Here is a 24,098-nt window from a genome sequence, read left to right on the forward strand (position 1 = left end):
AATGGATCTGTTTAATGGAATTCTCTCTATTCACGGCGTTTCATTCCTTATGATATCGGTGATCGCTATTTCGGCTATCGGATATGTTCTTGGAAGAATAACCATAAAAGGCGTTTCACTTGGTACGGCAGGCGTTTTTATAGTCGCACTGCTGTACGGCTGCATTTTCTATAAGCAGCTATCGGATGAGATAAATACCGATTTCGTTGGAAATGCTCTGAAGATCGTCGATAATCTGGGACTGATACTCTTTGTTACGGCTGTGGGCTTTATTGCCGGCCCGAATTTCTTCGGAAACTTCAAGAAAAACTTCAAGTCATATGTTCTTCTGGCAATTATTATCATACTGAGCGGCGGACTTGCCTGCGCAGGCTGTATAATGGTAGGCAGAAACTTTACCGACCTGAGCACAGAAGAGTTTACAGCTATGCTTACGGGAATACTCTCGGGGGCTCTTACAAGTACTCCCGGTTTTTCTGCCGCAAAGGACGCAGTGGGAAATGACCATCTTCAGAGTATCGTATCGGTTGGCTATGCAATAGCATATATTTTCGGTGTAATAGGTGTGGTTCTGTTTGTTCAGATAATTCCTAAGCTTACGAAGGCTGATATGGCAAAGGAGAGAGAGCTTCTTGCACCTTCTTCTGCTAAAAAGACTAAGGAAAAGAAAATGTATAAGCTTATTGAGATGGACAGCTTCGGTATCATGCCCTTTGCTTTTGCAGCTGCAATAGGAATAATCATCGGTTCCTTTAAATTTGGAAACTTTTCTCTTTCAACCACAGGCGGCTGTCTGCTTGTATCGCTGATATTCGGCCATTTCGGACATTTCGGAAAGCTGTCTGTAACACCGAAGGATTCTACGCTGAAGGTGTTCAGAGAGCTTGGCCTCATGTTCTTCCTTATCGGTGCGGGAGTTTCGGGCGGAGCAAAGTTCGTGCAGTATTTTGATGCTGTATACTTTGTATACGGAATGATAATGACTGTTATTCCTATGATAATCGGTTATCTTTTCGCCAAGTATGTGCTCAAGCTCAGTCTGCTAAACAATCTCGGCTCAATAACAGGCGGAATGACTTCCACACCTGCTCTCGGTACACTTATCAGTACTGCAGGAACAGAGAATGTTGCGTCTGCTTATGCGGCAACATATCCTGTAGCACTGATATCCGTAGTTCTTGTTTCACAGTTCCTCATAATACTTTTCAAATAAAAATAAAGCGTCTCCGCTGTGGAGACGCTTGTTTTATACATAAAAAAGCCTGAGAGCTGTTCTCAGGCTTTGTTTATTACTTAACTCCGTATGTTTCTCTGTATTCCAGCATCTTATCCAGATATTCCTTGCCGGGAACGATATCATTCCTGATTGCGTCGATAATATCCTCCATTGTAACGATAGGATAAACGATAACTCCGAAATCACGTTTTACTTCCTGTACTGCGGAAAGCTCTCCTGTACCTTTTTCCATACGATCGACTGTTATGACCATACCGGTAACATTTACATCTGCCGCAGTCATAAGCTTGGGCATGGACTCTCTGAGCGCTTTGCCCGATGTCATAACATCATCAATGATAACGACTTTCTCTCCGTCAACAAGAGTTTTTCCAACGAACATACCGCCTTCGCCGTGATCCTTTGCTTCCTTTCTGTCGAAGCAATAGGATACATCAATACCGAATTTATTGCTGAGAGCTACTACAGCTGATACTGCAAGGGGGATACCCTTGTAAGCAGGTCCGAAAAGAGTATCCACGGGGATATTATTCGCTTTTATACATTTAGCGTAGTATTCACCGAGCTTTGCAAGCTGTGCACCTGTCTTATAGTTTCCGCAGTTGATGAAATAGGGAGCTTTACGTCCGCTTTTTAATGTGAACTCACCAAACGTAAGCACGCCGCAGTCAACCATAAACTTTATAAAACTTTCCTTGTAAGTCATTTTTATAACCTCCGTTATGTATTTATTACCTCCTGCATTGCAGGTCATAATCATTAAATAGCTTCATATACATGACCGCAGAAAGGACACCTTGGGTAGTCGAGGTCTATTTCTGCGCCGCATTCGGGACAAATCTTTTTAGGAAGAATATCGATACTGTCGTCTATGTCCTGTTTGAATTTTCCGGCAAATCCCGTAGGGTGGGTGACAGGGAATACGCCAATGAGCATACCGCATTCAGAACAATAATAGCCCAGTGTGGTATCTACGGGAACTTCACAAAGCATTTCATCGCCGTCGTAGAATGTGGAAACGGGATAAACGAGAGACGAGCCCTTGGTAGGGATTCCGCGTTTTTCTATCTTGAAGAAGCCTCTGAGCATTTGTTTGCCGCAATGGATCATAATTATCCCTCCTAAATGCTATAGTATTATTATAGTCTATTTTTCAGAATAATTCAAGAGACTATGGCAAGAAAAAACAAAAAAACATAATAACCGTATAAAGGCATCCTTGAATTACCACTTGATTTTTGCCGCTGATTAGTGTATAATATATTCATAAAGAGGCTTATGCCGGATTGGAGAAACATTTATGTCTGAAATGAACGAGTACACACCGGACCTTTTTGAACTTATAGATGAGGACGGAAACAAGAAGCAGTTTGAGCTCTTTGATGCTGCTGAAATAAACGGTGAACAGTATTTTGCAATGCTTCCTGCTGTAGAGGATGATGATTTCCTGAATTCTGACTGTGAGCTTGTTATATTAAAGTCGATAGAAGAGGACGGGGAAGAGCTGCTGGCTTCAATCGATGATGACGACGAATTTGAAACGGTATCAAAATTCTTTATGGAGAGACTTCAGGACGCTCTTGAGGAATGATTTTACCGATTTTTAATAATTTTACATAGAATTGCTATTGATTTTTTGAAATGTATATGCTATAATACATATAGAAAGAATAAATTCTGCCTTGTTCGGGTAATTATAGTTTTTATAATCCAACACATAATCCAAGGGAATTCGACTCCGTATGTGGACTGCAGACCTCCCGCCCTGCGGAAGAAGGGAGCGAGAAGCATAAGGGCGTTTACCCACCTGCTTCGTGCGGGTTTTATGCACTATATGACGGCAAGGCGGATTTTTTTACAAAAATGCAAATAAACCTCCCGAAAGCATGATCTGTTTTCGGGAGGTTTAGCATTTTCTCAGTTTTCCGAAACTTTTGAGTCATCACTGAACGGAGCGTTTTTGCCGCCTGTGATGTATTTCTTTTCCTGTAGAATTACTCTTACTTTTAAATCCTTATTATTTCTTACTATCGTAAGCGTTATTTCATCGCCTGCTTTGTATTTATTCTTTACCTCATTAAGCTCCTGAGCAGTTGAAACAGGTTGTCCTTCTATGTCGATTATTATATCACCGACTTCGAGACCTGCTACATCGGCCGCGCTTCCTTCCTGAACAGTAAGGATACATACACCAACAGGGATACTGTAATATCTGGACTGCGCTTCGTTGATATCATTGGTGTTTATGCCGATCTGAGGCCGTCCCGTGACATAACGGAAATTGATAAGATCATCTATTATCTTTTTGGCTTCTTTCATCGGAATAGCAAAGCAAAGTCCTTCTACGCTGGCGATGTTGCTACTGTAGCTTGAAGACATCTTTGCAGAGTTTATACCTATGACCTGTCCGCAGCTATTGAGCAGGGGACCGCCTGAGTTTCCGCTGTTTATGGCGGCGTCTGTCTGTATCAGGTCGATATTCTTTTCATTGATATCGATCTTTCTGTTGAGTGCGGAGACTATTCCGCAGGTAACTGTACCAAAAAGATCGAATCCCAGAGGATTTCCGACAGCTATAACAAGCTCACCGACTCTTAATTCGTCGCTGTCACCGATCACAGCAGGTTTAAGGCCTGTTTCGTCAACTTTTAATACTGCGATATCTGTTTCAGGATCATAGGCAACGATATTTGCTTCGTGTTCGGTCTCATCGCTGAAAAGAACAGATACTTCGATTGCTTCACCCGCATTATATTCTTCGTCATAAATAACGTGTGCATTTGTAACTATATATCCGTCATCCGATATGATAAAGCCTGTACCCGTGCCTCTGAGCTGCTGAGTCTGAGGCATGGTGTTCCATCCCCAGATACTGAACGACTGCTGCTGCTCAAACTCAAAAGTGGAAGCGACTCCAACAACAGAAGGCATTATAGAATCAACGATATCAGGGATCTGTTTAGCATCGGAACGTGAAGCAAGGTCGATAAGGCTCGGGAGAGGTTCTTCGTTCTTATCGGCCGCTGTTGCTTCGGGATTTATAACAGCCTTGGAAGGTTTGCCAGAGAATTCCGCCAGTTCATCCTTTGTATCATTCAGGAACTTATATACCTGAACTGTACCAGTACCAAGTATTGCAAGAGCAAGTACCGCAGCAATGCATTTCAAAACGAAATGTGACTTTTTCTTATTATTTGTTTTTGAGGAGTTTTCGGAAGTATAGGTGTATGAACCTTCGTCGTAGCGTGTTTCGTTTTTTAACGGTGAACTGATATCATCGTAACGATCAGATCTTACTTCGTGTCCGTGATCGGAATGAAAAAAGTCATTATCATTGTAATTATCTGACATACTGCTCGTCCTTTCACATATTTACTCATTATAATATATTATAAGCATTTATGTGATAATTATATGATAGCATAGGGAAAGATGATATACATATTAATTATATATATATTTCATAAAACAAAGCCCCGACACATGTCGGGGCTATAACATCACTATTCAATTTTAATTTAAGCGACTTTCATCGCTTGGCTAAATTACCCTTTGGACTCACCCTTTCGGATCAGATTTTAAATGTGTACCTCATTTTCATCGTACATCATTCCTTTAAATAAAGTAATCAAGCAATGTAAAAATTCTCCATCGGAATCACCTATAAAGATGTATTTATTCGGTATCATTTTCCTGATCCGAACATCATGCAAGTTCATAAAGTAATAACCTAAATTCTCATTGGACTCAACCTTTACTTAAGATTTTTCGCAATATATCTAAAGACTTATTGTCGAAATTTCAGATAACTCTGTATCCTTGAAGTTTTGACATGAAGCCGTTCAGATCAGCAATGCGTCAGCCTTATAATCAGGTATTTAAGCTTTTTTGAGCTTTCATCAATGGAACAAGCGCTAAGCCTATATTCCCGCAAACTATTATCCGATTACTCAGCAAGCCCGCCGGCTTCAAGATGCTGTACAAAGTTTCCTTCCATTGGACTCACTCTCCCTTCCGCATAAAATCATTTACATTGAGGCATTGCCTCAGTCCAAGTAAATATAGCTTGGAGGACTCTGTTGAGCTCTCCTTTTCCTTGATTATATATTACCACATAATGTGTGCATTGTCAATAGATTTCTCTAAACATTCACATATATTTAGTGTAATTCGGCGTATATAACAAAGGCGTTTACGCCTGATTGTATATTATGCTGTATTATATGGATTGAAAATGAGATAGTCTGAAAAATCAATGAAAACTCTTGCAAAAAGCATAAAAAAGGGGTATAATATATTTGTATGCCGTTTCGGCTTATTTCGGTATGCCGTATACCGTAATACGGCGGCTCTTTAGGAGTCAGGAGAAAATATGTCAAAAAAGAAAAGCATAAGAAGGATCTCAAATAAAAAGAGAGTAAGGCCGAAGGTCCGTTTCAGTATATGGGGACTTCTGCTTATTTTTGTTCTTTCGTTTGCGACCTGTTTCGTATTATATATGGTGGCAGCAAATTATAATGAGGATTTCTTCTCGGAAGAGTTTGAAAAGGTAGTTGTTGAGGAAAAAAGCGGCAAGTCTGCATCGGAAGGTAATAATACAGACGTCGGCGACGGACATGAGCAAGACAATAAGCCTTCACTGACAAACCCCATATCACAGTCAGACCCGAAGGATCCTTCCTATCTCAGTGAATGCTGCCTTGTGACTGATACGACTTTGCTCGATATGGCAAAATACTCTGAGCTCAAGGACGTCATAGGAAGCGCCGAGCTTACCGCTATAGGCTGTAATGCAGTTACCATCACTTCATCATATGGTGATAAGACCGCCTATGAGATCATTCAGATAAAAAAGCCGGAAAAGGTTTATGTGATGCTTGGCAGTGATATCGGCACCTCATCCGTCGATGATATGATATCCAGCTATACAGGATTTATAAAAAATGTAAGGGGATATCTTCCTAATTCTGATATATATATAATGCAGCTTCCGCCTGTTCGTGATGATGATCCTGTTGTCAATAACAGTAAGATAAACGAATTCAATACAAAGCTGCTTACGATCGCAAATACAAATGATGTATACTGTATCGATACTAACACAGCTCTTAAAGGTGTTGACGGAAAACTTTCCGAAGATTTCCGCTCTGCGGAAACGGGTTCTCTGACTGAATCTGCATACAAAACAATAGCCGATTACATACTTTGTCATACTGTATAATTTTCAGGCTGACCACTATATATAGTGGTCGGCTGTTTACATTTTGTAGACCCCTTTTAAACGGCGAAATATCGCAAAAATCAATTTTTATAAATGTTTTATGCACATTAATCACAATTATATAGCATGTTTCTCCTCGTTCATTGTACATACTTCACATTGACAAGAGCTCTCTAATGTTTTATACTATAGATTAGAGCAATTGAAAGACAGATACTATATATTGTGTTTGGAGGTATGATAAAGAAATGCTAATTCATATTATTAAAAGAGACGGACGAAAAGTTCCTTTTAATATAGAGAAGATAGCAAACGCTATCTTCAAGGCTGCTCAGGCTCGGGGGGGCACTGATTTCAATGTGGCAATGGACGTTGCCGTTGAAGTTTGCAGACTTTATGAGGAACAGAACCCGGGAAAGACTCCCACTGTTGAGGAGATACAGGATCTCGTTGAGAAGGTTCTTATCGAGAAGGGCCACGCTAAAACAGCAAAGGCTTATATTCTCTATCGCTATGAGCGTACACGCTCGCGTGAGATGAAAACCAATCTGATGTGCGTACTCAACGAGCTTACCTTCAGTCCTGCAAAAGACAGTGATATAAAGCGTGAAAACGCTAATATAGACGGCGATACCGCCATGGGAACCATGCTTAAATACGGCTCGGTTTCCGCCAAGGAATACTATGAGATGTACGTCCTTGAGCCTGCGCACGCAAAAGCTCACAGAGAGGGCGATATACATATCCACGACCTCGATTTCTACACTCTTACGACAACCTGTACACAGATCGATCTCAAGAAGCTCTTCACAAACGGCTTCTCAACTGGACACGGCTTCCTCAGAGAGCCTAACGATATAGCAAGCTATTCTGCGCTTGCCTGTATCGCTATCCAGTCCAACCAGAATGATCAGCACGGCGGTCAGAGCGTACCTACTTTCGACTACGCTATGGCTGAAGGTGTAAAGAAGACCTATGCTGCAAGATATACACAGAATGTGGCAAGAGCTCTTTCACTTATAGGCGGAGTTGAAAACGAATTTGAGGTAATGGACGGAATAAAGAAAGAAATATACGAAAACTACGGTCTCAAGCCTGTTCTTGCTAATGACAACGGTTACGGAGAAAAGGAACTTGAGCTGCTTCAGAAGTATACAGATAAGGAAACTGCTGAAAAGATCCAGTCTTTCGCCACAAGAAATGCTGAGAAGGAAACAGACAGAGCTACTTATCAGGCTATGGAGGCTCTTATCCACAATCTCAATACCATGAACAGCCGAGCAGGTGCACAGACTCCGTTCAGCTCTATAAATTACGGTACAGATACTTCACCTGAAGGAAGAATGGTCATCAAGAACGTTCTTCTCGCACAGGAGGCAGGTCTCGGTAACGGCGAGACTCCTATCTTCCCGATACATATCTTCAAGATCAAGGACGGTATCAATTACAATCCTACCGATCCCAACTACGATCTGTTCAAGCTTGCCTGCCGTGTTTCGGCAAAGCGGCTTTTCCCGAATTTCTCGTTTATCGACGCACCCTACAATCTCCAGTATTATAAGGAGGGCAATCCTGATACGGAGATAGCTTATATGGGCTGCCGTACTCGAGTTATAGGAAACAACTACGATCCCTCAAGAGAGATCGTTACCGGCAGAGGCAACCTCAGCTTCACATCTATAAATCTTCCGAGACTTGCTATAAAGGCAGATCATAATGTAGGTCTTTTCTTTGAGCTTCTCGAGGAAAAAATGGAGCTTGTCATAGATCAGCTTATGCACCGCTTCAATATCCAGTCGCAGAAGCGTGTAAGAAACTATCCTTTCCTCATGGGACAGGGAATATGGATAGACTCCGATAAGCTTTCTCCCGATGATACAGTCGGAGAGGTCCTCAAGCACGGTACACTTTCCGTTGGCTTTATCGGACTTGCAGAAACTCTTAAAGCTCTCATAGGCACTCATCACGGTGAAAGCGAAGAAGCTCGTGAGCTTGGTCTTGAGATCGTTACAGCCATGAGAAAGCGTCTTGACGAGGAGTCAAAGAGAACCGGTCTTAACTTCTCACTTCTGGCAACACCTGCCGAGGGACTTTCAGGCAGATTTGTTCGTATGGATGCCAAGAAATACGGTATAATCGAAGGCGTTACAGACAGAGACTATTATACAAACTCTTTCCACGTTCCTGTTTACTATCCTATCAGCGCGTTTGAAAAGATAAAGATCGAAGCTCCGTATCATGAGCTTACAAATGCAGGTCACATCAGCTATATCGAGCTTGATGGCGATCCCCTTGAAAATCTCAGCGCCTTTGAGAAGATAGTACGCTGTATGAAGGAATCCGGAATAGGCTACGGAGCTATCAACCATCCTGTTGACCGTGATCCCTGCTGCGGATATACCGGTATAATCGGCGAGACCTGTCCGTGCTGCGGCAGAAAGGAACATTCAGACAATGTTGCTTTTGACAGGATCAGACGTATCACAGGCTATCTGGTAGGTACTCTCGATCGTTTCAACAACGGCAAACGCGCCGAAGAACATGATCGTGTAAAGCACGACGTATGATCAAGGTGATATAATGGAACTCAGAATTGCGGGAACCGTCAACGATTCAATAGTTGACGGTCCCGGAATACGATTCACGATATTTGTGCAGGGCTGCCCTCATAATTGCAAGGGCTGCCACAATCCACAGACACATGATTTCAGCGGCGGCACTCTTACTACTACCGATGAGCTGCTTGAAAAGATCAGAAGCAATCCGCTATTGGACGGCGTGACGTTCAGCGGCGGAGAGCCTTTCTGTCAGGCAGAAGCGCTTGCGGTTCTTGGCAATGAGATAAAAAAGCTTGGGCTCAACATTGTAACATATACGGGCTATACATTTGAGCAGCTATATGAAAGCCGTATGAAAGACCACTGGCAGGAACTCCTCGAGATATCGGATATACTTATTGACGGTCCCTTTATCCTTGAACAGAAGGATTGGGAGATCAAATTCCGGGGCAGCTCCAACCAGCGCTATATCGACTGCCGTAAAAGTCTGGCAGAAGGACATGTGATAGAAACCGAACCATAATAAAAACCCGAAAGCATTATAAAGGCTTTCGGGTTTTTTCTTTAGTTTATACGATCCGATACGTATAAAAATCTTAATCAATGAATTACGTTCTTACAGTTTTGAATAAGTCTTGGCTGTAAATTTATCGCCGTTTACAAGAAAACGCTTATGTATACCTTCACCGATATCTCCGGCTTCGTCATATGCTTTTACCGAAAAAACAAATTCACGTCCGTTTACCTCCAGAAGTTCGGCTTCTGCGCAAACTTTCATGTTCTTTGGGGTAGCAGAAATATGCCTGACATTCATTTCTGTGCCCACTGTTGTTTCGTCACTTCCGAGAATATCGGAGATACAGCTGCACGCTGCTTTCTCCATGAGCATTATCATGACCGGTGTAGCAAGTACTTCAAGACTGCCGCTGCCCACATTTACAGCAAGATCTTTATCCGAAACGGTAAGCTCAGACGTACCTGTGGCTCCTATGGAAAACTCTTTCATTATATATCTCCTTTAGTTATGCGTTGATAGTTCTTCGTCAGGGATAGGAGAAGGCGAATACTCCTCCATAACAACTCGGTCGATAGTAATTATGTCAAGCTCCTCGTTTCTCGGAATATCACTGTCATACTCAGAGGAATACACAGGAAGTGTATCCATGAAGCCGTTCATCTTCTCAATGAAGGCGTCTCTCGGAGCGTCAATAATATTGAGTATAACATAAGGCATATAGAAGAATGAAATCTCCTCATCGGGGATATATGAGAAATCGGCATCATAATTGCTCCAGAAGAAATACTTCTGCTGATAGAGAGGGCTGCAGCTTTCTCCCGTGAGACCGAGCTGATTGTATACGCTGGTTTCGCCGCGGAGAGAAGGGAAGTGGTCGCCTACAAAGAAAACAAGAGTAGGTTCATCTATATCTTTAAGCTCTTCAAGGAATCTCTTCAGACCGTCGTTCGTGTGACTTATCCATGTAAGATAGTTTCCGAATTCATCGTTGGGATCCTCGCCCTGATTATATGGCTGGTGATTCTGCATAGTAGTCGTGTGCAGATATATAGGCTTATCTGTATTCTGGATCTCATAGATGATCTGATCAAAAACAGTCGAATCGTCAACATATGTACCGAAATGCTTTATCGGAACAGTGAAATCCGTGATTCCGTCCTGATCGTCGTGATAGATCATCTTTTCAAAGCCGAAATGACCGTAGATCTTGGCACGGCTGTAAAAACCGCTCTGGAAAGGGTGTACATATACCGTCTGGTACCCCCAGCTCTTATAGTACTGTGCAAGTGCAGGCTGTTCACGGTCTGCAAGCTCACGCTGCGGCATATTTGGGGTATTTATTCCTCTTACGGGGAGACCGAAAAGAAGCTCAAATTCAGAACGTACCGTCCAGCTTGCATATGTAGGAGTTATGGCGATACCGCCTTTTCCCTCGGAAATAGCCTTATCGAAGTACTTGTAGCAGTCCTTGCCGATATCAAGCTGGTCGAACGCACGGAAATCAGCGTAGGATTCGCTCATTACAACTATTACGTTAGGTTTTTTGCCGCCGTTGAAGTCCTCGTCGGTGTCAACGGGGATATTCATCAGCTGGTCTATGTATTCTTCGCTGTACCCCTCCGGAACAACAAGCCTGTTTGAATAGCTTTCGGTTGCTGTCTGGATAAGAAAAGCAAGGAAATGGTTCTTATCAAATTTTTCATTGAGAATAAATGTATTTGTTGCATTAGTAGTATCAAGTTTGAAGGTCTTGTAAACAGGATTGTAGAATCCGGGGAGAACGATCAATGCTGCAACAGGAAGAACACAGGCGCAGGATAACGTTATACGCTTCAGGGGAGTGGCCTTCAGCTTGGGATTAAAGTACATAGCAAGCAGTACAAATGCTATAACTATAATGTAATACAGTATGAGCTGCGGTGTGATCTTGATATATGCAAACGATGTGAGGCTCTTGACGCTTTTGACAAGCTTCATATCCGAAAGGATAAGATGATTTCCGTTAGTACCGAATTTGAAAAGCTCAGTGGTGCTCAGCGCCATGAATATGAAGCTGTGAACCGCCATTGCGATCCAGCCTTTTCTGAATATACCGAGTAAGAAAAGAAAAATGACCGATGTAAGAATAATATCAAATATCAGTACGGTAGGTCTTACGGTCCAGAAGCTGAAATAAGATGAAAAATGCTTGGATTGAGTGATCTCTGCCATGCTGCAAATAAAGACCGGAAAGATCATCATCAGAAACACGTTGAGTTTTTTGTGTTTCTCGGTATTGAGTTCTCTTTTCTCGTTGAATTTCTTTAATCTGGGGAACCTTGTCTTTTTGGGTGAAGCGGGTTCTATAGCGGCTTCTATAGGATCTTTAACGTCCTTCATAGTTGTATCCGCAGTTTCAGCAGCTGTATTTGTTTTGATCACTGTGGATTTTTTTATCATTTGTCATCATCCTTCTTAATAGTATTTGTATTTATGTAAATGTGTTGTTATCTGACTTATTACTTATTAATATAGCATAATGCGGGGCAAAGTTCAATATTTCGCGTGAATTATCATCATTTGTTCATGAAATTCGGCGCTTTGGTAACAGTGCACTGCTTATGACTATATTATTTGTGCATTTTGACGGTTGACTATTTCAGCCAGCCTTTTTCAGCTGCGTCGTTTATTACTGTTGTTATAAGGTTTGCGAGTTCATCAGACTCTTTGAAGTAGTCAGTGTTTCGCCCGAGTACCTGATCTTTGTATACATCGTGTTCCTTCCATGAGATACCGTCTTTTGTATAATTGAGCAGAAGCGGCTGTATCCTGTCTATCATTGCTGCAAACCTTGCTTCATCGGTGCGGCTGTCCTCAAATTCGCGCCATAATCCATAAAACTCTTTCTTCTGGTCATCAGGAAGCAGTCCGAAAAGACGTTCTGCTGCTTTTTCTTCCCGTTCTGATTTTGTTGAATTGCCCGCGGCGTCATAGCAATATGTATCGCCAGCGTCGATCTCAACAACGTCATGCAGCAGAAGCATTTTCACGACTTTGTTTATATCCAATGCTTTATTTGCGTATTCAGCGAAAAGGAAAGCTGTTACAGCAATATGCCAGCTGTGTTCGGCGTCGTTCTCCTTCCTGTTCTCATGCAGGATATATGTCTGACGATACAGGTTTTTCATTTTATCCAGTTCAATGAAGAAGTCAAGCTGTTTTTTCAGTCGATCGTTCATTATACTGCCTCCTTAAATTACCATTCCGCCGTTTACAGCAAGTATCTGGCCTGTTATATATTCTGACTTATCAGAAGCAAGAAACGCAACCGCATCAGCAATGTGGCGAGGCTTTCCGAATATTCCGAGCGGTATATCCTGCTTGATGAGCTCGAGGTCATCAGCAGAAAATCTGCTGTTCATTTCCGTCATTATAAAACCGGGAGACACACAGTTAACTCTTATTCCCGACGGTGCAACTTCCTTGGCGAGAGCTTTGGTGAAGCCGATAACTCCTGCTTTTGAGGCGGAATAATCTACTTCACAGGATGCTCCGCACTGTCCCCACATTGACGAAATATTGATTATGTTTCCGCTTTTCGCTCTTATCATAGCCGGAAGTACAGCTCTTGCACAGTTCATTGTACCTCTCAGATTGATATCGAGGATATTTCTTGCTTTGAGGTTTGAAATGCCTGTGAACAGACCTATTTCGGAAATGCCTGCATTATTTATCAACAGATCGATACTGCCGATGGAGGCTATAGCAGCCGATACCTGTTCTTCGTCGGAAACATCAAAGCATAGAGCTTCTCCGCCTGTTTCGGAAGCTATAGCCTCGGCTTTATCTTTTGAATGAGCATAATTTATTATTATATGATAACCGTCAGATGCAAGGCGCCTGCATATAGCTTCTCCTATGCCTCCGGCGCCGCCTGTTATTAGTGCTGTTTTCATGATTTTCCCCCTTATGTATGTGTTTGTTTATTAATTATATCACATATTGCCGCAAAAATCCAGTATGACACTTGAAATTAAACATGATTCATGTTACAATATAAAATATATTGATAGGGAGTGTTTAAAATGGAACAGAAAAAAATCGATCGTATAAACGAGCTCGCGAGAAAATCAAAAGCCGAAGGGCTTACCGAAGCGGAAAAAGCAGAGCAGACAGAGCTCCGCAACGAATACAGAAGGGCTGTTACAGGCAATCTTGCTTCACAGCTTGAAAATACATACATCATTACTCCTGATGGCAAAAAGCATAAAGTTGGCAAAGGAAGGTGAAAGCTATGAACTGCCAAGAGCTTTTCGTAGCAGCTGTAAAGGCGGCAGAAAACTCGTATTCAAAGTATTCCGGCTTTTCGGTAGGAGCAGCTCTTTTGACGAGCGACGGACGGTTGTTCACAGGCTGTAATATTGAAAATGCTTCGTATTCTCTTACCATCTGTGCCGAGCGTACAGCTGTATTCAAAGCTGTTTCTGAAGGCTGTAGAGAATTCTCTGCAATAGCTATAGCAGGAAGCGGTGACGGAGACTTTTCCAGACCATGCTATCCATGCGGTGCCTGTCTTCAGGTCCTGAGCGAATTCTGCGGAGATGATCTGACTATAGTGCTTGCAGATGGCGAGCACAGGCTTTCGGATTTTATGCCGGTCCGTTTCTCAGGGGAAAGCATAATATGATCTTTATAAATGAAATAACTGATAATAAGCGGCGGTATATGGATCTTCTTCTTTTAGGCGACGAGCAGGAGGAGATGATATTGAAGTATCTTGACCGCGGAAGGCTCTTTGCTATGAGCGACGGTGAAAAAACGCTGGCGGTATGTATAGTTACCGATGAGGGCGATTTTACCCTTGAGCTCAAGAATATAGCCGTTTCTCCCGACGTACAGCGAAAGGGCTGCGGCAGAAGGCTTATTTCCTATATCGAAGAAAAGTTTTCGGGAGCGTTTGACAGATTGATAGTCGGAACAGGTGACAGTCCGCTGACTGTTCCTTTTTATGAGAGCTGCGGATTCAGAAGAAGCGGCGTTATCAAGAATTTTTTTATTGATAATTACGATCACCCGATAATCGAGGCAGGGGTTCGTCTGTGTGATATGATATGTTTTGAAAAGGAGCTTCGTGGTAATGATGGAACAGTTAGCGAAGGTACTGCCGAAATATAAAGAGAATATAATAGTTGCTGTTGTCTTCAAAAAGCATTTTGAATGGTATGTTGCGCCGAAGAATCTGTGGAAAATGGACTACCGAAGACTTTACAGCATATGGAAGGCTTTGTATTCCAAAAGCGGCAGATCATATGAGGACTTCGAACGCGATATCGGCAGCTACGAGGATTTCTGTGCCAAACGCTGGGGAATAGAGATACTCGACAGCGATACGGCCAGCCATTTTCTTGCTCATCTCTTCAAATGCAGATATTCTGCCGACGAGCTGCGTCTTCTAAGGACAATGGCAAGGGATGACAGGAAAAATGATTATGATATTTCCCTGTATATTGATTTTGACAGCAATAAAATGTATTCGATGTTCCCGAAGCCCGAGAGCTTTGAAAATTTTGTTCCTGAGGGCTGGACAGGCAGATACGGTGATTTTACCGCTATGATCCCATATGATAAGCGTTTTTGATTGTTCGGAGGAAATATGCTTAAAGATTTGATAGAAAAACACCTTCTTGAAGTCCAGAAGCCTTCAAGATATATCGGCGGAGAGGTCGGAAGCGTATTAAAGGATAAATCTAAGATAGATGTGCGATTTGCTTTCTGTTTCCCGGATACATATGATATCGGAATGTCACATATAGGCATGAAGATCCTTTATTCTCTCACTAATGAGCGCGAAAACTACTGGTGTGAGCGGTGCTTTGCTCCCGGCGAGGATTTTGAGGCTATAATGCGCGAAAACGGCATACCGCTGTATGCTCTTGAAAGTCTCGATCCGATTCGTGATTTTGATTTTATCGGTTTTACAATGCAGTATGAGCTTTCTTATACAAATGTGCTCAATATGCTGGATCTTGCAGGTATACCGATTTTTGCATCTGAAAGGTCTCAGAAGCTCGGTCAGATCGTTATTGCAGGAGGTCCTTGCGTATGCAATCCGGAGCCTCTTGCCGATTTTTTTGATCTGTTCATTCTTGGCGAGGGCGAAGAAGTAAACCTTGAAGTTATGGATCTCTATGCGGAAATGAAGAAACAGGGCGCTTCAAGAGATGATTTTCTCCGAAAAGCTGCTCGGATAGAGGGAGTTTATGTCCCGAAATTCTATCATTTCACATACAAAGAGGACGGGACCATAGACAGAGTTGATGTTACCGACGGAGCTCCTGCGACAGTTCATAAAAGGATAATAAGAGATTTTGATAAAGTGTACTATCCTGAAAATTTTGTGGTACCGTTTACCGAGATAGTTCAGGACAGAGCTTCGGTGGAGGTCCTGCGCGGCTGTATAAGAGGCTGCCGCTTTTGTCAGGCAGGCTTTATATACAGACCGTTCCGTGAAAAGCACACCGATACTATTTATAATGAAGTGAAGTGTCTGTGCGAGAATACAGGTTATGATGAGGTATCCCTTGCTTCGCTGAGTACCAGTGATCATTCTGAGATAGACCCCATGCTGACAAAGCTTCTCGACTATACCGTCCGTGAAAGGATCAATATGTCCCTTCCTTCGCTGCGAGTGGATAATTTCTCGGAGTCACTCCTTGAAAAGATCAAAAAGGTAAGGAAAAGCGGACTTACCTTTGCGGCAGAGGGCGGTACACAGAGGCTTCGCGATGTTATCAACAAGAATGTCAGTGAAGATGAGATAATGAATACCTGCCGTATAGCGTTTGAAGGCGGATATTCTTCTGTAAAGCTCTATTTCATGATGGGACTCCCGACGGAGACAGATGAGGATATAATCGGTATTGCCGAGCTTGCCAACCATATTATCGACCTTTATTACAGTATCGAGAACCGTCCTAAGGGCAGGGGAGTTCAGATATCAATAAGCTGTGCTACCTTTGTCCCCAAGCCTTTTACCCCTTTTCAGTTTGAGCCGCAGGATACTGCCGAGATGATAGAGCACAAGCAGAAGCTGTTACTTGATTCTGTTAAGACCAAAAAGATAAGGGTAAGCTATCATAATCCCGATGTAAGCCGTCTTGAAGTTGTTCTCGCTAAAGGCGACAGAAGGCTTTGCAAGGCTATATATGCCGCATGGAAGAAGGGCTGTAAATTTGACAGCTGGGACGAGTATTTTCGCTTTGACAAGTGGCAGGAGGCGTTTGAAGAATGCGGTATAGATACATCGTTCTATGCCAACAGACGATTTGAGTATGATGAGATCCTTCCGTGGGATCATCTCGATTATTATGTAAGCAAATCTTTTCTCGTGCGCGAGAATATGACCGCCCATAAGGCGCAGACAACTCCTAACTGCCGTCTCAGGTGTTCAGGCTGCGGAGTCAATAAAAAAGTCGGGAGGGAATGCTTTTGATACGAGTAAGAGCAACATTTGAAAAATGCGGCCGTGCAAAATATATATCCCACCTTGATCTGAACCGATGTATGCTCAGGACATTCAGGCGTTCGGGACTGCCTGTGTGGTATACCGAGGGCTTTAATCCTCATCCGTATTACAGCTTTGCGCTGGCGCTTTCTTTGGGCTTTGAGAGCAGATGCGAGATACTTGATTTCAATCTGAATGATGAAATGCCCTTTGATGAGATCAGGGAAAGGCTCAATGCTGTAATGCCCGAGGGCATGAGTATTGTCAAGGTTGCCGAGCAGAAGCAGAAAATAACCGCTATAGCAAAGGCGGAATATACTTTTTCACTGGTTTCGAATGATACGGATAAGCTTTTTTCTGATGTACAGGCGCTTATGTCTTCGCCCGAGATACTAATTGAAAAAAAGACCAAAAAGGGATTTAAAACTGTTGATATAAAGCCCGATCTGGAGGTTCTTGCCTGCGAAAAGAGCGATACCTCGGTAAATATGATCATGAGGCTGCCCGCAGGCACTCAGACAAACTACAATCCTACGCTTTTTATCGAAGCGCTGAAACAAATGACAGATACCGGATTTGAAGTCCGTGATATACGCAGAACGGCTATTTTATGCGCGGACGATTCCGTGTTTGAGTAAGATGGAGTAATAAAATGGATATTTATAAGAAAGAGATCGACGGCGGAAAGGCTTTCGACTGGGGACGTACTTCTGAAGATTACGCAAAATACCGCGATATTTATCCGCCTGTCTTTTTTGAGAAGGTGGCCGAAAGAGGCTTGTGTGTGAAGGGACAGAAAGTGCTGGATCTTGGTACCGGAACAGGCGTTTTACCGAGAAATATGTACAGGTTCGGAGCCGAATGGACAGGTTCGGACATTTCTGCTAATCAGATATCCCAGGCAAAGATACTTGCCGAACGCGAAGGCAAAAGGATTGATTTTATAGTATCTGCCGCAGAGGACATTGATTTCCCGGACGGTTATTTTGACGTTATAACAGCTTGTCAGTGTTTTTTCTACTTTGATTACGATGTAGTTGTACCGAAACTGGCAAAGCTCCTTAAAAAAGGCGGAAAGCTTGTTATTCTTTTCATGGCATGGCTTCCCGCCGAGGATAAGATCGCAGGGGAGAGTGAAAGGCTTGTCCTGAAGTATAATCCCTGCTGGACAGGCGCGGGATATGTCCGCAAGCCGATGTTTATACCGAGTATCGCCGACAGATACTTCAGAACAGTTACAAATGAGGAATACGATCTCATGGTGCCGTTCACCCGCGAGAGCTGGAATGGCAGGATGAAGGCCTGCCGCGGCATAGGCGCCTCGCTTTCGGACGAGGAGATAGAAGCATGGGAGGGAGAGCATATGCAAATGCTTGAAAGAATTGCTCCCGAGGAGTTCGAGGTGCTGCATTTTGCGTCTATGGCAGTGCTTGAAAAGAAGTAAATAAATAATTTTGTTTTTTTTCAAAAAAACACTTGCATTTTCCTTTAAAGTATGGTATGATATAAAAGCATTTGAAATCCGTTCGGGTATTATTATGCCTGGATGAGGGTTAATGCCGAAAGACATTAAATCGGATAGTCCGCTGCCTGCTGCTCATTTATGAGCCACGGCGCTAATGAACGCCGCTTTTATATTATTCCTGTATGTACCGAATGCTGAACGGTATATCGCGGGACAGGTAAGAATGTTCGGAAATTTTAGGAGGAAAATAAAATGGATGCACTCAAGTTAATCAGCGAATCAAGCATGAAGGAAAATGTTCCGCAGTTCAACGTAGGTGATACCGTTAAGGTTCACGTTCAGATCAAGGAAGGCGATAAGAGCCGTATCCAGATCTTCGAGGGAACTGTAATCGCCAAGAAGCACGGCGGCATCAGCGAGACCTTTACTGTAAGACGTGTTGCACACGGCTGTGGTATCGAAAGAGTATTCCCGCTTCACTCTCCTGTTGTAGACAAGGTTGAGGTCGTAAGATGCGGTAAGGTTCGCAGAGCTAAGCTCTACTACCTCAGAGACAGAGTTGGTAAGGCTGCTAAGGTTAAGGAACAGATCCGCTAACAGGTTGCAGACTGAGTTCAGCCGACTTGAGTCGGCTGACTCATCTTCTTTCCTTGAGGGACTTAAAGTCCCTTTTTTGCTACATTTTTATATTTTAGTCTGGAGGCAGCATTATGGCTGATGAAGTAAAGAATACTACAGAAAACACAGAAGCAGAGGAAGTTACAGAAGCTGTTGAGGAAATCGAGGAAGCAGCAGAGGATGCAGCTGAGGCTGTTGAAGAAAAAGATGACGAGGATAACGAACAGGACGAAGAGGCCGAAAAAAAAGAAGGCAAGATCGTCGATGATATCCTTGAGATAGTTGAATCTACGCTTCTTACAGTTTTTGTTATCATAATGATATTTACATATCTCCTGCACCCTGTCAACGTTGTGGGGAAATCTATGAACAATACACTCATGGATAAGGACAGGATCTTTATGACGACTGTTTATTCAGGTCCTCATTACGGAGATATCGTTGTAATAAACAATGATATGGCATATTTCCTTGACAGCACTGGAAATGTTATAGACAAGGATATCTCGAATTCAGGCCTGAAGGAGTGCATAATCAAGCGTGTTATCGCTGAGCCCGGTCAGACCATTGATCTTGATGCCGAAAAAGAGCAGGTCATCGTTGACGGAAAGGTCCTGGACGAGCCCTACATCAGACAGACTATGAATGATGCGGGCGTTATGTTTAATTTCCCTATAACTATTCCTGAGGGCTACTATTTTGTTATGGGAGATAACAGACGTGAGTCGGCAGACAGCCGTAACGGTGATGTCGGTCTTATAAAGAAGGAGCAGATATACGGTAAAGCCGTGCTCAGATACTCGCCTATAAAGGATTTCAAGTTCCTCCTTTTTAATAAGAAGTGAGCTGACGGAAGATCATCCTGCCTGTTTGGAAAGATCATCTGATTTAAGGAACACGGGAGGCAAGTGTGGATAATTCGGATATGAAACAGATCCAGTGGTTTCCGGGCCACATGGCCAAGACAAGGAGACTGATCGCTTCAAATCTCTCCCTTGTCGATGCTGTAGTGGAGATCGTGGATGCAAGAGCTCCACTGAGCAGTCGGAATCCCGAGATGGATAATATGACAAAGAATAAGCCGAGGCTGGTTCTTCTCAACAAGAGTGATCTGGCAGATGACAGGACCACTCAGCTTTGGATAAACTACTTCAGGCGCTGCGGAAGCGAAGCTCTCGCTGTTGACTGCAAATCCGGCAAAGGCCTCAAATCTGTACTTCCCGCGCTGAAGGGGAGCGTACTGAAGGAATTGATGGATAAGCGCGAAAAAAACGGTATGAAGGGCGCTGCTGTCAGACTTATGATAGTAGGAATACCAAATGTCGGAAAGTCGTCGCTTATTAATAAGTTAGCAGGTTCTAAGCGTGCGAAGGTCGAGGATCGTCCCGGAGTCACAAGAACCAAACAATGGGTAAAGCTCGATAACAATACCGAGCTCCTGGATATGCCGGGAGTACTATGGCCTAAGTTTGAGGATCAGAACGTAGCTGTAAGACTTGCCTTTACGGGAGCTATAAGTGATGATATACTTGATATTGAAACTCTTGCGATGAAGCTTTTATCTTATCTGGCGGAAAACTATCCCAATTCTCTGACCGAAAGATATAAAATTGAATTTACGGAAGGCTGTACAGGCCTTGAGCTTCTTGAAATGGTGGGTAAAAAGCGCGGTATGATGATCTCGGGAGGAGAGATAAATACCGAAAGAGCTGCCATAACCGTGCTTGACGAGTTCAGAAGCGGTAAGCTTGGCAGGATCACTCTTGAAGTACCTCCGCAGAAGGAGTCATAATGGCACGTATCATTTTACATAAGGAGCTTTTTGAGTATGATTCACAGCTCCGTAAAGCTTATCCCGTTATATGCGGAGTAGATGAGGCGGGACGAGGCCCGCTTGCAGGCGATGTATATGCTGCGGCTGTTGTTCTGAATGATGAAGTCCTGATTAATTACCTCAACGACAGCAAGAAGCTTTCCGAAAAACGCCGTGAGCTTCTGTACGATGAAGTCATAGAAAAGGCTGACGCATATTGTATAGCGACAGCAAGCGTCGAAGAGATAGACAGTCTTAATATTCTTCAGGCTACTATGCTTGCAATGAAAAGAGCTGTTTCAGGTCTCGGCATAAAGCCTGATCTGGCTCTTATAGACGGAAACAGGCTTCCGGAGCTTGACTGCGAGAGCCGTTATGTTATACACGGAGATGCAGTTTCGGCTTCAATAGCCGCTGCTTCGATACTTGCGAAAGTAGCGAGAGATCGCTATATGCTGGAGCTTGACGAAAAATACCCGCAGTACTGCTTTGGAAAGCATAAGGGCTACGGAACCGCACTTCATTACGAAAAGCTCGCGGAACATGGTATATCCGAAGTACATCGCAGGACATTCCTAAAGAAACTATATGACGAAAAGTGAAATTGGCAAGCTCGGTGAGGAGAGCGTATGCGCTTATCTTATCCGGCGAGGATATAAAATAGCCGCCAGGAATTACAGGATAAAGGGCGGCGAGATTGATATAATTGCCGAAAACGGCGACTATATGGCATTTGTTGAAGTCAAATCCCGCAAACCCGATAGTATGGTCTCGGGCTTTGAAGCTGTCAACAAGCGTAAACGAGGTCTTATAATAAAGACTGCTGCTGATTATTGCTGTAAGCACCCGAATATGCTTCAGCCGAGATTTGATGTCGCACAGGTCATCATTGCGGACGGCAAGGTGCTCAGCATTGATTATATTAATAATGCCTATGATACAACAGGCTATGATTACATATTTTAAAGGGTGATAGTATGTTATATAACAGCACAAGAAACAGTGATGTCAAGGTAAACAGCGCTGAAGCCATTACTCAGGGTATCTCTGCTGAGGGCGGACTTTTTGTTCCCGAAAGCATACCTCAGCTTACTCTTGATGAGATAAAGGCTATCGGTGATATGAAGTATGCCGACAGAGCTGCCTGCGTGTTTTCAAAGTATCTCACAGATTTTACCGACGCTGAGATACATTACTGTACCGATAATGCTTACAGTACGAAAAATTTTGAGACTGAGAGTATCGCTGAGATAGCACATCTCTTTGACGGAACATATATGCTTGAGCTCTGGCATGGTCCTACTTGCGCTTTCAAGGATATGGCGCTTCAGATACTGCCTTACTTCCTTACCACATCAGCGAAGAAGATAAATCTTGACAAGAAGATAGTTATCCTTGTTGCGACTTCAGGTGATACAGGAAAGGCTGCTCTTGAAGGCTTCAAGGACGTAGAGGGTACTTCCATACTCGTATTCTACCCCGAGGACGGAGTAAGCCCCATGCAGAAGCGCCAGATGAAGACTCAGGAGGGCTCTAACGTCGGTGTATGCGCTATCAAGGGCAACTTTGACGACTGCCAGAACGGAGTAAAGGCTATCTTTACCAATGATGAAGTAAAGAAAACTCTTGATGAAAACGGTATGGTTTTCTCAAGTGCTAACTCCATAAACTGGGGACGTCTTGTTCCTCAGATCGTGTATTACATCTCCGCATATGCAGAGCTGGTAAAGGACGAGGAGATCGCGCTCGGTGACAAGATCAATATCGTTGTTCCTACGGGCAACTTTGGCAATATCCTCGCTGCATATTATGCAAAGCATATGGGTATCCCCGTAAATAAGCTTATTTGTGCTTCAAATATCAACAATGTACTCACAGATTTCATAAATACAGGAATCTATGACAGAAACAGACAGTTCTATGCAACTGTATCACCCTCGATGGATATACTTATCTCAAGCAATCTCGAAAGGCTTCTCTACCTTATGACAGACCGCAATGACGCGCTTATCAGGGAATGGTTCGGCAAGCTTGCTTCCGAGGGACGTTATGAGGTGTCGGACGATGTCAAGAAGAAGCTGAAGGAAGAATTTGCTGCCGGCTTCTGCGATGACGGCCAGACAAAGTCAACTATCCATTCGGTTTACGAGACATATTCTTATACCTGTGATACACACACGGCTGTTGCGGTAAAGGTGTACAAGGATTACAAGGAAACAACAGGCGATGATACAAAGACTGTTATTGCTTCTACAGCAAGTCCTTATAAGTTCAGCACGGCTGTTCTCGAAGCCCTTGAAGGAAAGACTTCCGATATCAATGAATACGATAAGGTGGACAGGATAGCTCAGCTTTCCGATATTCCTGTTCCGGCAGCGCTTGCAGACCTGAAAAACAAGCCTGAGAGATTCAACGATGTTGTTGACAAATCCGAGCAGAAGGGATATGTTCTCAGAACTCTGGGAATATAACATATGAGCTTGTTCGTACTTGCAGATCTGCACCTGTGCAAGGGTGCTCCTGAAAAGACCATGAGTATCTTTTCAGGCTGGCAGGACTATCAGGAGCGGATCGAGAAAAACTGGCTCGAACAGATAAAACCGGAAGACACGATCGTTCTTCCCGGAGATATATCATGGGGAATGAATCTTGTCGAAGCGGCTCCTGATTTCTGCTTTATCGAGTCTCTTCCCGGAAATAAGATAATCATTAAGGGAAACCATGATTACTGGTGGACTACCATGCGGAAAATGGAAGAATTCCTTGCCGCAGAGGGGCTGAGTTCAATAAAGATTCTTCATAATAATCATTACAAATATGAAGATTACGGTATATGCGGAACACGCGGTTGGGTCAATATGCCAGGGGAAACTCAGGACGAGAAGGTCCTTAAAAGGGAAGTGCAGCGGCTTGAAACGTCTATCCGTTCAGCTGTGGATGCAGGTCTTGAGCCTATAGTTTTTCTTCATTATCCGCCCATCTTCGCTACCAATTTCAATTATGACATTCTTGAGGTACTGTATCGTTACAAGATCAAGGATTGTTATTACGGTCATATACATGGGCGTTCCGCACACGATCTATGTGTAAAAAACACCTATGACGACATAAATTTTCATCTTATCGCAGGCGATTATTTACAGTTTATCCCTGAAAAAGTCCTGTGATTTGTGCATAATGCAGAAG

At 43.2% G+C, this 24,098-nt stretch carries 26 protein-coding genes and 1 other RNA gene; 20 read left to right on the top strand and 7 right to left on the bottom strand.

Translation table 11 applies throughout. From position 1 onward, the window contains the following. Position 1: 1 nt before the first annotated feature. Positions 2 to 1,213 (top strand): permease, encoded by a 1,212-nt coding sequence (locus Q0Y65_RS00925; RefSeq protein WP_297955667.1) that lies wholly within the window; start codon positions 2 to 4, stop codon positions 1,211 to 1,213. A gap of 76 nt (positions 1,214 to 1,289) precedes the next feature. Here the strand turns inward: Q0Y65_RS00925 and pyrE are convergent, their stop codons facing one another. Both pyrE and Q0Y65_RS00935 read right to left on the bottom strand, forming a co-directional pair. After that, positions 1,290 to 1,943, bottom strand: a complete 654-nt coding sequence (pyrE, locus tag Q0Y65_RS00930; protein ID WP_297955670.1) for an orotate phosphoribosyltransferase — start codon at positions 1,941 to 1,943, stop codon at positions 1,290 to 1,292. A 53-nt stretch (positions 1,944 to 1,996) separates the two neighbouring features. Next, positions 1,997 to 2,347, bottom strand: coding sequence for a zinc-ribbon domain-containing protein (locus Q0Y65_RS00935; RefSeq protein WP_297955674.1), 351 nt, complete (start codon positions 2,345 to 2,347; stop codon positions 1,997 to 1,999). 190 nt (positions 2,348 to 2,537) lie between these two features. Here Q0Y65_RS00935 and Q0Y65_RS00940 point away from each other — a divergent pair, with 190 nt between their 5' ends. Together Q0Y65_RS00940 and ssrS are read left to right on the top strand one after the other, a co-directional pair. Then, positions 2,538 to 2,828 carry a DUF1292 domain-containing protein gene (locus tag Q0Y65_RS00940; RefSeq protein ID WP_297955677.1) on the top strand — a complete coding sequence of 97 codons (291 nt, stop codon included), beginning with the start codon at positions 2,538 to 2,540 and terminating at the stop codon, positions 2,826 to 2,828. Positions 2,829 to 2,908: 80 nt separating this feature from the next. Further along, positions 2,909 to 3,093: non-coding RNA, 6S RNA (gene ssrS, locus Q0Y65_RS00945), on the top strand. A gap of 61 nt (positions 3,094 to 3,154) precedes the next feature. Here the strand turns inward: ssrS and Q0Y65_RS00950 are convergent. After that, a complete protein-coding gene (locus Q0Y65_RS00950) occupies positions 3,155 to 4,588 on the bottom strand; it encodes a S1C family serine protease (protein WP_297955680.1) in 1,434 nt (477 codons plus the stop codon). A gap of 1,021 nt (positions 4,589 to 5,609) precedes the next feature. Between Q0Y65_RS00950 and Q0Y65_RS00955 the strand changes: the two genes are divergently transcribed. The 3 genes from Q0Y65_RS00955 to nrdG all read left to right on the top strand — a co-directional run bounded on the left by Q0Y65_RS00955 (position 5,610) and on the right by nrdG (position 9,539). Further along, complete coding sequence (locus Q0Y65_RS00955) at positions 5,610 to 6,458, top strand: hypothetical protein (RefSeq protein ID WP_297955684.1); 849 nt, start codon at positions 5,610 to 5,612, stop codon at positions 6,456 to 6,458. Positions 6,459 to 6,706: 248 nt separating this feature from the next. Then, on the top strand, positions 6,707 to 9,025 hold the full coding sequence (locus Q0Y65_RS00960; RefSeq protein ID WP_297955687.1) for an anaerobic ribonucleoside triphosphate reductase: 2,319 nt from the start codon (positions 6,707 to 6,709) through the stop codon (positions 9,023 to 9,025). 13 nt (positions 9,026 to 9,038) lie between these two features. Then, complete coding sequence (nrdG, locus tag Q0Y65_RS00965) at positions 9,039 to 9,539, top strand: anaerobic ribonucleoside-triphosphate reductase activating protein (RefSeq protein WP_297955690.1); 501 nt, start codon at positions 9,039 to 9,041, stop codon at positions 9,537 to 9,539. Between the two features lie 93 nt (positions 9,540 to 9,632). On the opposite strand, the gene Q0Y65_RS00970 is transcribed toward nrdG, so the two are convergent. From Q0Y65_RS00970 to fabG, 4 genes are all read right to left on the bottom strand, one after another. Next, positions 9,633 to 10,022 carry a thioesterase family protein gene (locus Q0Y65_RS00970; protein WP_297955693.1) on the bottom strand — a complete coding sequence of 130 codons (390 nt, stop codon included), beginning with the start codon at positions 10,020 to 10,022 and terminating at the stop codon, positions 9,633 to 9,635. 12 nt (positions 10,023 to 10,034) lie between these two features. After that, entirely contained in the window at positions 10,035 to 11,972 is a 1,938-nt protein-coding gene (locus tag Q0Y65_RS00975) for an LTA synthase family protein (protein ID WP_297955696.1), read from the bottom strand. Between the two features lie 194 nt (positions 11,973 to 12,166). Next, positions 12,167 to 12,751 (bottom strand): HD domain-containing protein, encoded by a 585-nt coding sequence (locus tag Q0Y65_RS00980; RefSeq protein ID WP_297955698.1) that lies wholly within the window; start codon positions 12,749 to 12,751, stop codon positions 12,167 to 12,169. A gap of 12 nt (positions 12,752 to 12,763) precedes the next feature. After that, complete coding sequence (gene fabG, locus Q0Y65_RS00985) at positions 12,764 to 13,468, bottom strand: elongation factor P 5-aminopentanone reductase (protein WP_297955701.1); 705 nt, start codon at positions 13,466 to 13,468, stop codon at positions 12,764 to 12,766. 129 nt (positions 13,469 to 13,597) lie between these two features. On the opposite strand from fabG, the gene Q0Y65_RS00990 reads away from it, so the two are divergent. The 14 genes from Q0Y65_RS00990 (at position 13,598) to Q0Y65_RS01055 (ending at position 24,079) form a co-directional block, all read left to right on the top strand. Then, the gene (locus Q0Y65_RS00990; RefSeq protein WP_297955704.1) at positions 13,598 to 13,801 is read left to right on the top strand and encodes a DUF896 domain-containing protein; all 204 of its coding nucleotides are present in this window, start codon (positions 13,598 to 13,600) and stop codon (positions 13,799 to 13,801) included. 5 nt (positions 13,802 to 13,806) lie between these two features. Beyond that, positions 13,807 to 14,199, top strand: a complete 393-nt coding sequence (locus tag Q0Y65_RS00995) for a cytidine deaminase (protein ID WP_297955707.1) — start codon at positions 13,807 to 13,809, stop codon at positions 14,197 to 14,199. 38 nt (positions 14,200 to 14,237) lie between these two features. Then, on the top strand, positions 14,238 to 14,687 hold the full coding sequence (locus tag Q0Y65_RS01000; RefSeq protein ID WP_297955710.1) for a GNAT family N-acetyltransferase: 450 nt from the start codon (positions 14,238 to 14,240) through the stop codon (positions 14,685 to 14,687). Then, complete coding sequence (locus Q0Y65_RS01005; protein WP_297955713.1) at positions 14,650 to 15,150, top strand: hypothetical protein; 501 nt, start codon at positions 14,650 to 14,652, stop codon at positions 15,148 to 15,150. The genes Q0Y65_RS01000 and Q0Y65_RS01005 overlap by 38 nt, the downstream gene beginning before the upstream one ends. Positions 15,151 to 15,165: 15 nt before the next feature. Then, on the top strand, positions 15,166 to 17,004 hold the full coding sequence (locus Q0Y65_RS01010) for a TIGR03960 family B12-binding radical SAM protein (RefSeq protein WP_297955715.1): 1,839 nt from the start codon (positions 15,166 to 15,168) through the stop codon (positions 17,002 to 17,004). Continuing rightward, on the top strand, positions 16,995 to 17,654 hold the full coding sequence (locus Q0Y65_RS01015; protein WP_297955718.1) for a TIGR03936 family radical SAM-associated protein: 660 nt from the start codon (positions 16,995 to 16,997) through the stop codon (positions 17,652 to 17,654). Before Q0Y65_RS01010 ends, Q0Y65_RS01015 begins: the two co-directional genes overlap by 10 nt. A gap of 14 nt (positions 17,655 to 17,668) precedes the next feature. Further along, positions 17,669 to 18,460 carry a class I SAM-dependent methyltransferase gene (locus tag Q0Y65_RS01020; RefSeq protein WP_297955720.1) on the top strand — a complete coding sequence of 264 codons (792 nt, stop codon included), beginning with the start codon at positions 17,669 to 17,671 and terminating at the stop codon, positions 18,458 to 18,460. Between the two features lie 273 nt (positions 18,461 to 18,733). After that, positions 18,734 to 19,078 carry a 50S ribosomal protein L19 gene (rplS, locus tag Q0Y65_RS01025; protein WP_297955723.1) on the top strand — a complete coding sequence of 115 codons (345 nt, stop codon included), beginning with the start codon at positions 18,734 to 18,736 and terminating at the stop codon, positions 19,076 to 19,078. A gap of 113 nt (positions 19,079 to 19,191) precedes the next feature. After that, entirely contained in the window at positions 19,192 to 19,944 is a 753-nt protein-coding gene (lepB, locus tag Q0Y65_RS01030; protein WP_297955726.1) for a signal peptidase I, read from the top strand. A 65-nt stretch (positions 19,945 to 20,009) separates the two neighbouring features. Then, positions 20,010 to 20,891 carry a ribosome biogenesis GTPase YlqF gene (gene ylqF, locus Q0Y65_RS01035; RefSeq protein ID WP_297955729.1) on the top strand — a complete coding sequence of 294 codons (882 nt, stop codon included), beginning with the start codon at positions 20,010 to 20,012 and terminating at the stop codon, positions 20,889 to 20,891. After that, positions 20,891 to 21,514, top strand: a complete 624-nt coding sequence (gene rnhB / locus Q0Y65_RS01040; RefSeq protein WP_297955732.1) for a ribonuclease HII — start codon at positions 20,891 to 20,893, stop codon at positions 21,512 to 21,514. Before ylqF ends, rnhB begins: the two co-directional genes overlap by 1 nt. Continuing rightward, positions 21,501 to 21,878: a YraN family protein gene (locus tag Q0Y65_RS01045; RefSeq protein ID WP_297955735.1), complete on the top strand. Its 378-nt coding sequence runs from the start codon at positions 21,501 to 21,503 to the stop codon at positions 21,876 to 21,878. Before rnhB ends, Q0Y65_RS01045 begins: the two co-directional genes overlap by 14 nt. Before the next feature lie 11 nt (positions 21,879 to 21,889). After that, positions 21,890 to 23,383: a threonine synthase gene (gene thrC / locus Q0Y65_RS01050; protein ID WP_297955739.1), complete on the top strand. Its 1,494-nt coding sequence runs from the start codon at positions 21,890 to 21,892 to the stop codon at positions 23,381 to 23,383. Between the two features lie 3 nt (positions 23,384 to 23,386). Continuing rightward, positions 23,387 to 24,079 carry a metallophosphoesterase gene (locus tag Q0Y65_RS01055; protein ID WP_297955742.1) on the top strand — a complete coding sequence of 231 codons (693 nt, stop codon included), beginning with the start codon at positions 23,387 to 23,389 and terminating at the stop codon, positions 24,077 to 24,079. Positions 24,080 to 24,098: the final 19 nt, after the last annotated feature.

The organism is uncultured Ruminococcus sp. (genome assembly GCF_947301925.1).
Taxonomy (GTDB): domain Bacteria; phylum Bacillota; class Clostridia; order Oscillospirales; family Ruminococcaceae; genus Ruminococcus.

Coding starts and splice junctions, on each gene's coding strand:
- pyrE (WP_297955670.1), bottom strand. CDS start 1,943: ATGACTTACAAGGAAAGTTTTATAAAGTTTATGGTTGACTGCGGCGTG.
- Q0Y65_RS00960 (WP_297955687.1), top strand. CDS start 6,707: ATGCTAATTCATATTATTAAAAGAGACGGACGAAAAGTTCCTTTTAAT.
- Q0Y65_RS01015 (WP_297955718.1), top strand. CDS start 16,995: ATGCTTTTGATACGAGTAAGAGCAACATTTGAAAAATGCGGCCGTGCA.
- Q0Y65_RS00935 (WP_297955674.1), bottom strand. CDS start 2,347: ATGATCCATTGCGGCAAACAAATGCTCAGAGGCTTCTTCAAGATAGAA.
- nrdG (WP_297955690.1), top strand. CDS start 9,039: ATGGAACTCAGAATTGCGGGAACCGTCAACGATTCAATAGTTGACGGT.
- Q0Y65_RS00925 (WP_297955667.1), top strand. CDS start 2: ATGGATCTGTTTAATGGAATTCTCTCTATTCACGGCGTTTCATTCCTT.
- Q0Y65_RS00995 (WP_297955707.1), top strand. CDS start 13,807: ATGAACTGCCAAGAGCTTTTCGTAGCAGCTGTAAAGGCGGCAGAAAAC.
- rplS (WP_297955723.1), top strand. CDS start 18,734: ATGGATGCACTCAAGTTAATCAGCGAATCAAGCATGAAGGAAAATGTT.
- Q0Y65_RS01000 (WP_297955710.1), top strand. CDS start 14,238: ATGGATCTTCTTCTTTTAGGCGACGAGCAGGAGGAGATGATATTGAAG.
- Q0Y65_RS00980 (WP_297955698.1), bottom strand. CDS start 12,751: ATGAACGATCGACTGAAAAAACAGCTTGACTTCTTCATTGAACTGGAT.
- Q0Y65_RS00990 (WP_297955704.1), top strand. CDS start 13,598: ATGGAACAGAAAAAAATCGATCGTATAAACGAGCTCGCGAGAAAATCA.
- Q0Y65_RS01005 (WP_297955713.1), top strand. CDS start 14,650: ATGATGGAACAGTTAGCGAAGGTACTGCCGAAATATAAAGAGAATATA.
- fabG (WP_297955701.1), bottom strand. CDS start 13,468: ATGAAAACAGCACTAATAACAGGCGGCGCCGGAGGCATAGGAGAAGCT.
- Q0Y65_RS01055 (WP_297955742.1), top strand. CDS start 23,387: ATGAGCTTGTTCGTACTTGCAGATCTGCACCTGTGCAAGGGTGCTCCT.
- Q0Y65_RS00940 (WP_297955677.1), top strand. CDS start 2,538: ATGTCTGAAATGAACGAGTACACACCGGACCTTTTTGAACTTATAGAT.
- Q0Y65_RS00970 (WP_297955693.1), bottom strand. CDS start 10,022: ATGAAAGAGTTTTCCATAGGAGCCACAGGTACGTCTGAGCTTACCGTT.
- Q0Y65_RS00975 (WP_297955696.1), bottom strand. CDS start 11,972: ATGATAAAAAAATCCACAGTGATCAAAACAAATACAGCTGCTGAAACT.
- Q0Y65_RS00955 (WP_297955684.1), top strand. CDS start 5,610: ATGTCAAAAAAGAAAAGCATAAGAAGGATCTCAAATAAAAAGAGAGTA.
- Q0Y65_RS01045 (WP_297955735.1), top strand. CDS start 21,501: ATGACGAAAAGTGAAATTGGCAAGCTCGGTGAGGAGAGCGTATGCGCT.
- thrC (WP_297955739.1), top strand. CDS start 21,890: ATGTTATATAACAGCACAAGAAACAGTGATGTCAAGGTAAACAGCGCT.
- Q0Y65_RS00950 (WP_297955680.1), bottom strand. CDS start 4,588: ATGTCAGATAATTACAATGATAATGACTTTTTTCATTCCGATCACGGA.
- rnhB (WP_297955732.1), top strand. CDS start 20,891: ATGGCACGTATCATTTTACATAAGGAGCTTTTTGAGTATGATTCACAG.
- lepB (WP_297955726.1), top strand. CDS start 19,192: ATGGCTGATGAAGTAAAGAATACTACAGAAAACACAGAAGCAGAGGAA.
- Q0Y65_RS01010 (WP_297955715.1), top strand. CDS start 15,166: ATGCTTAAAGATTTGATAGAAAAACACCTTCTTGAAGTCCAGAAGCCT.
- Q0Y65_RS01020 (WP_297955720.1), top strand. CDS start 17,669: ATGGATATTTATAAGAAAGAGATCGACGGCGGAAAGGCTTTCGACTGG.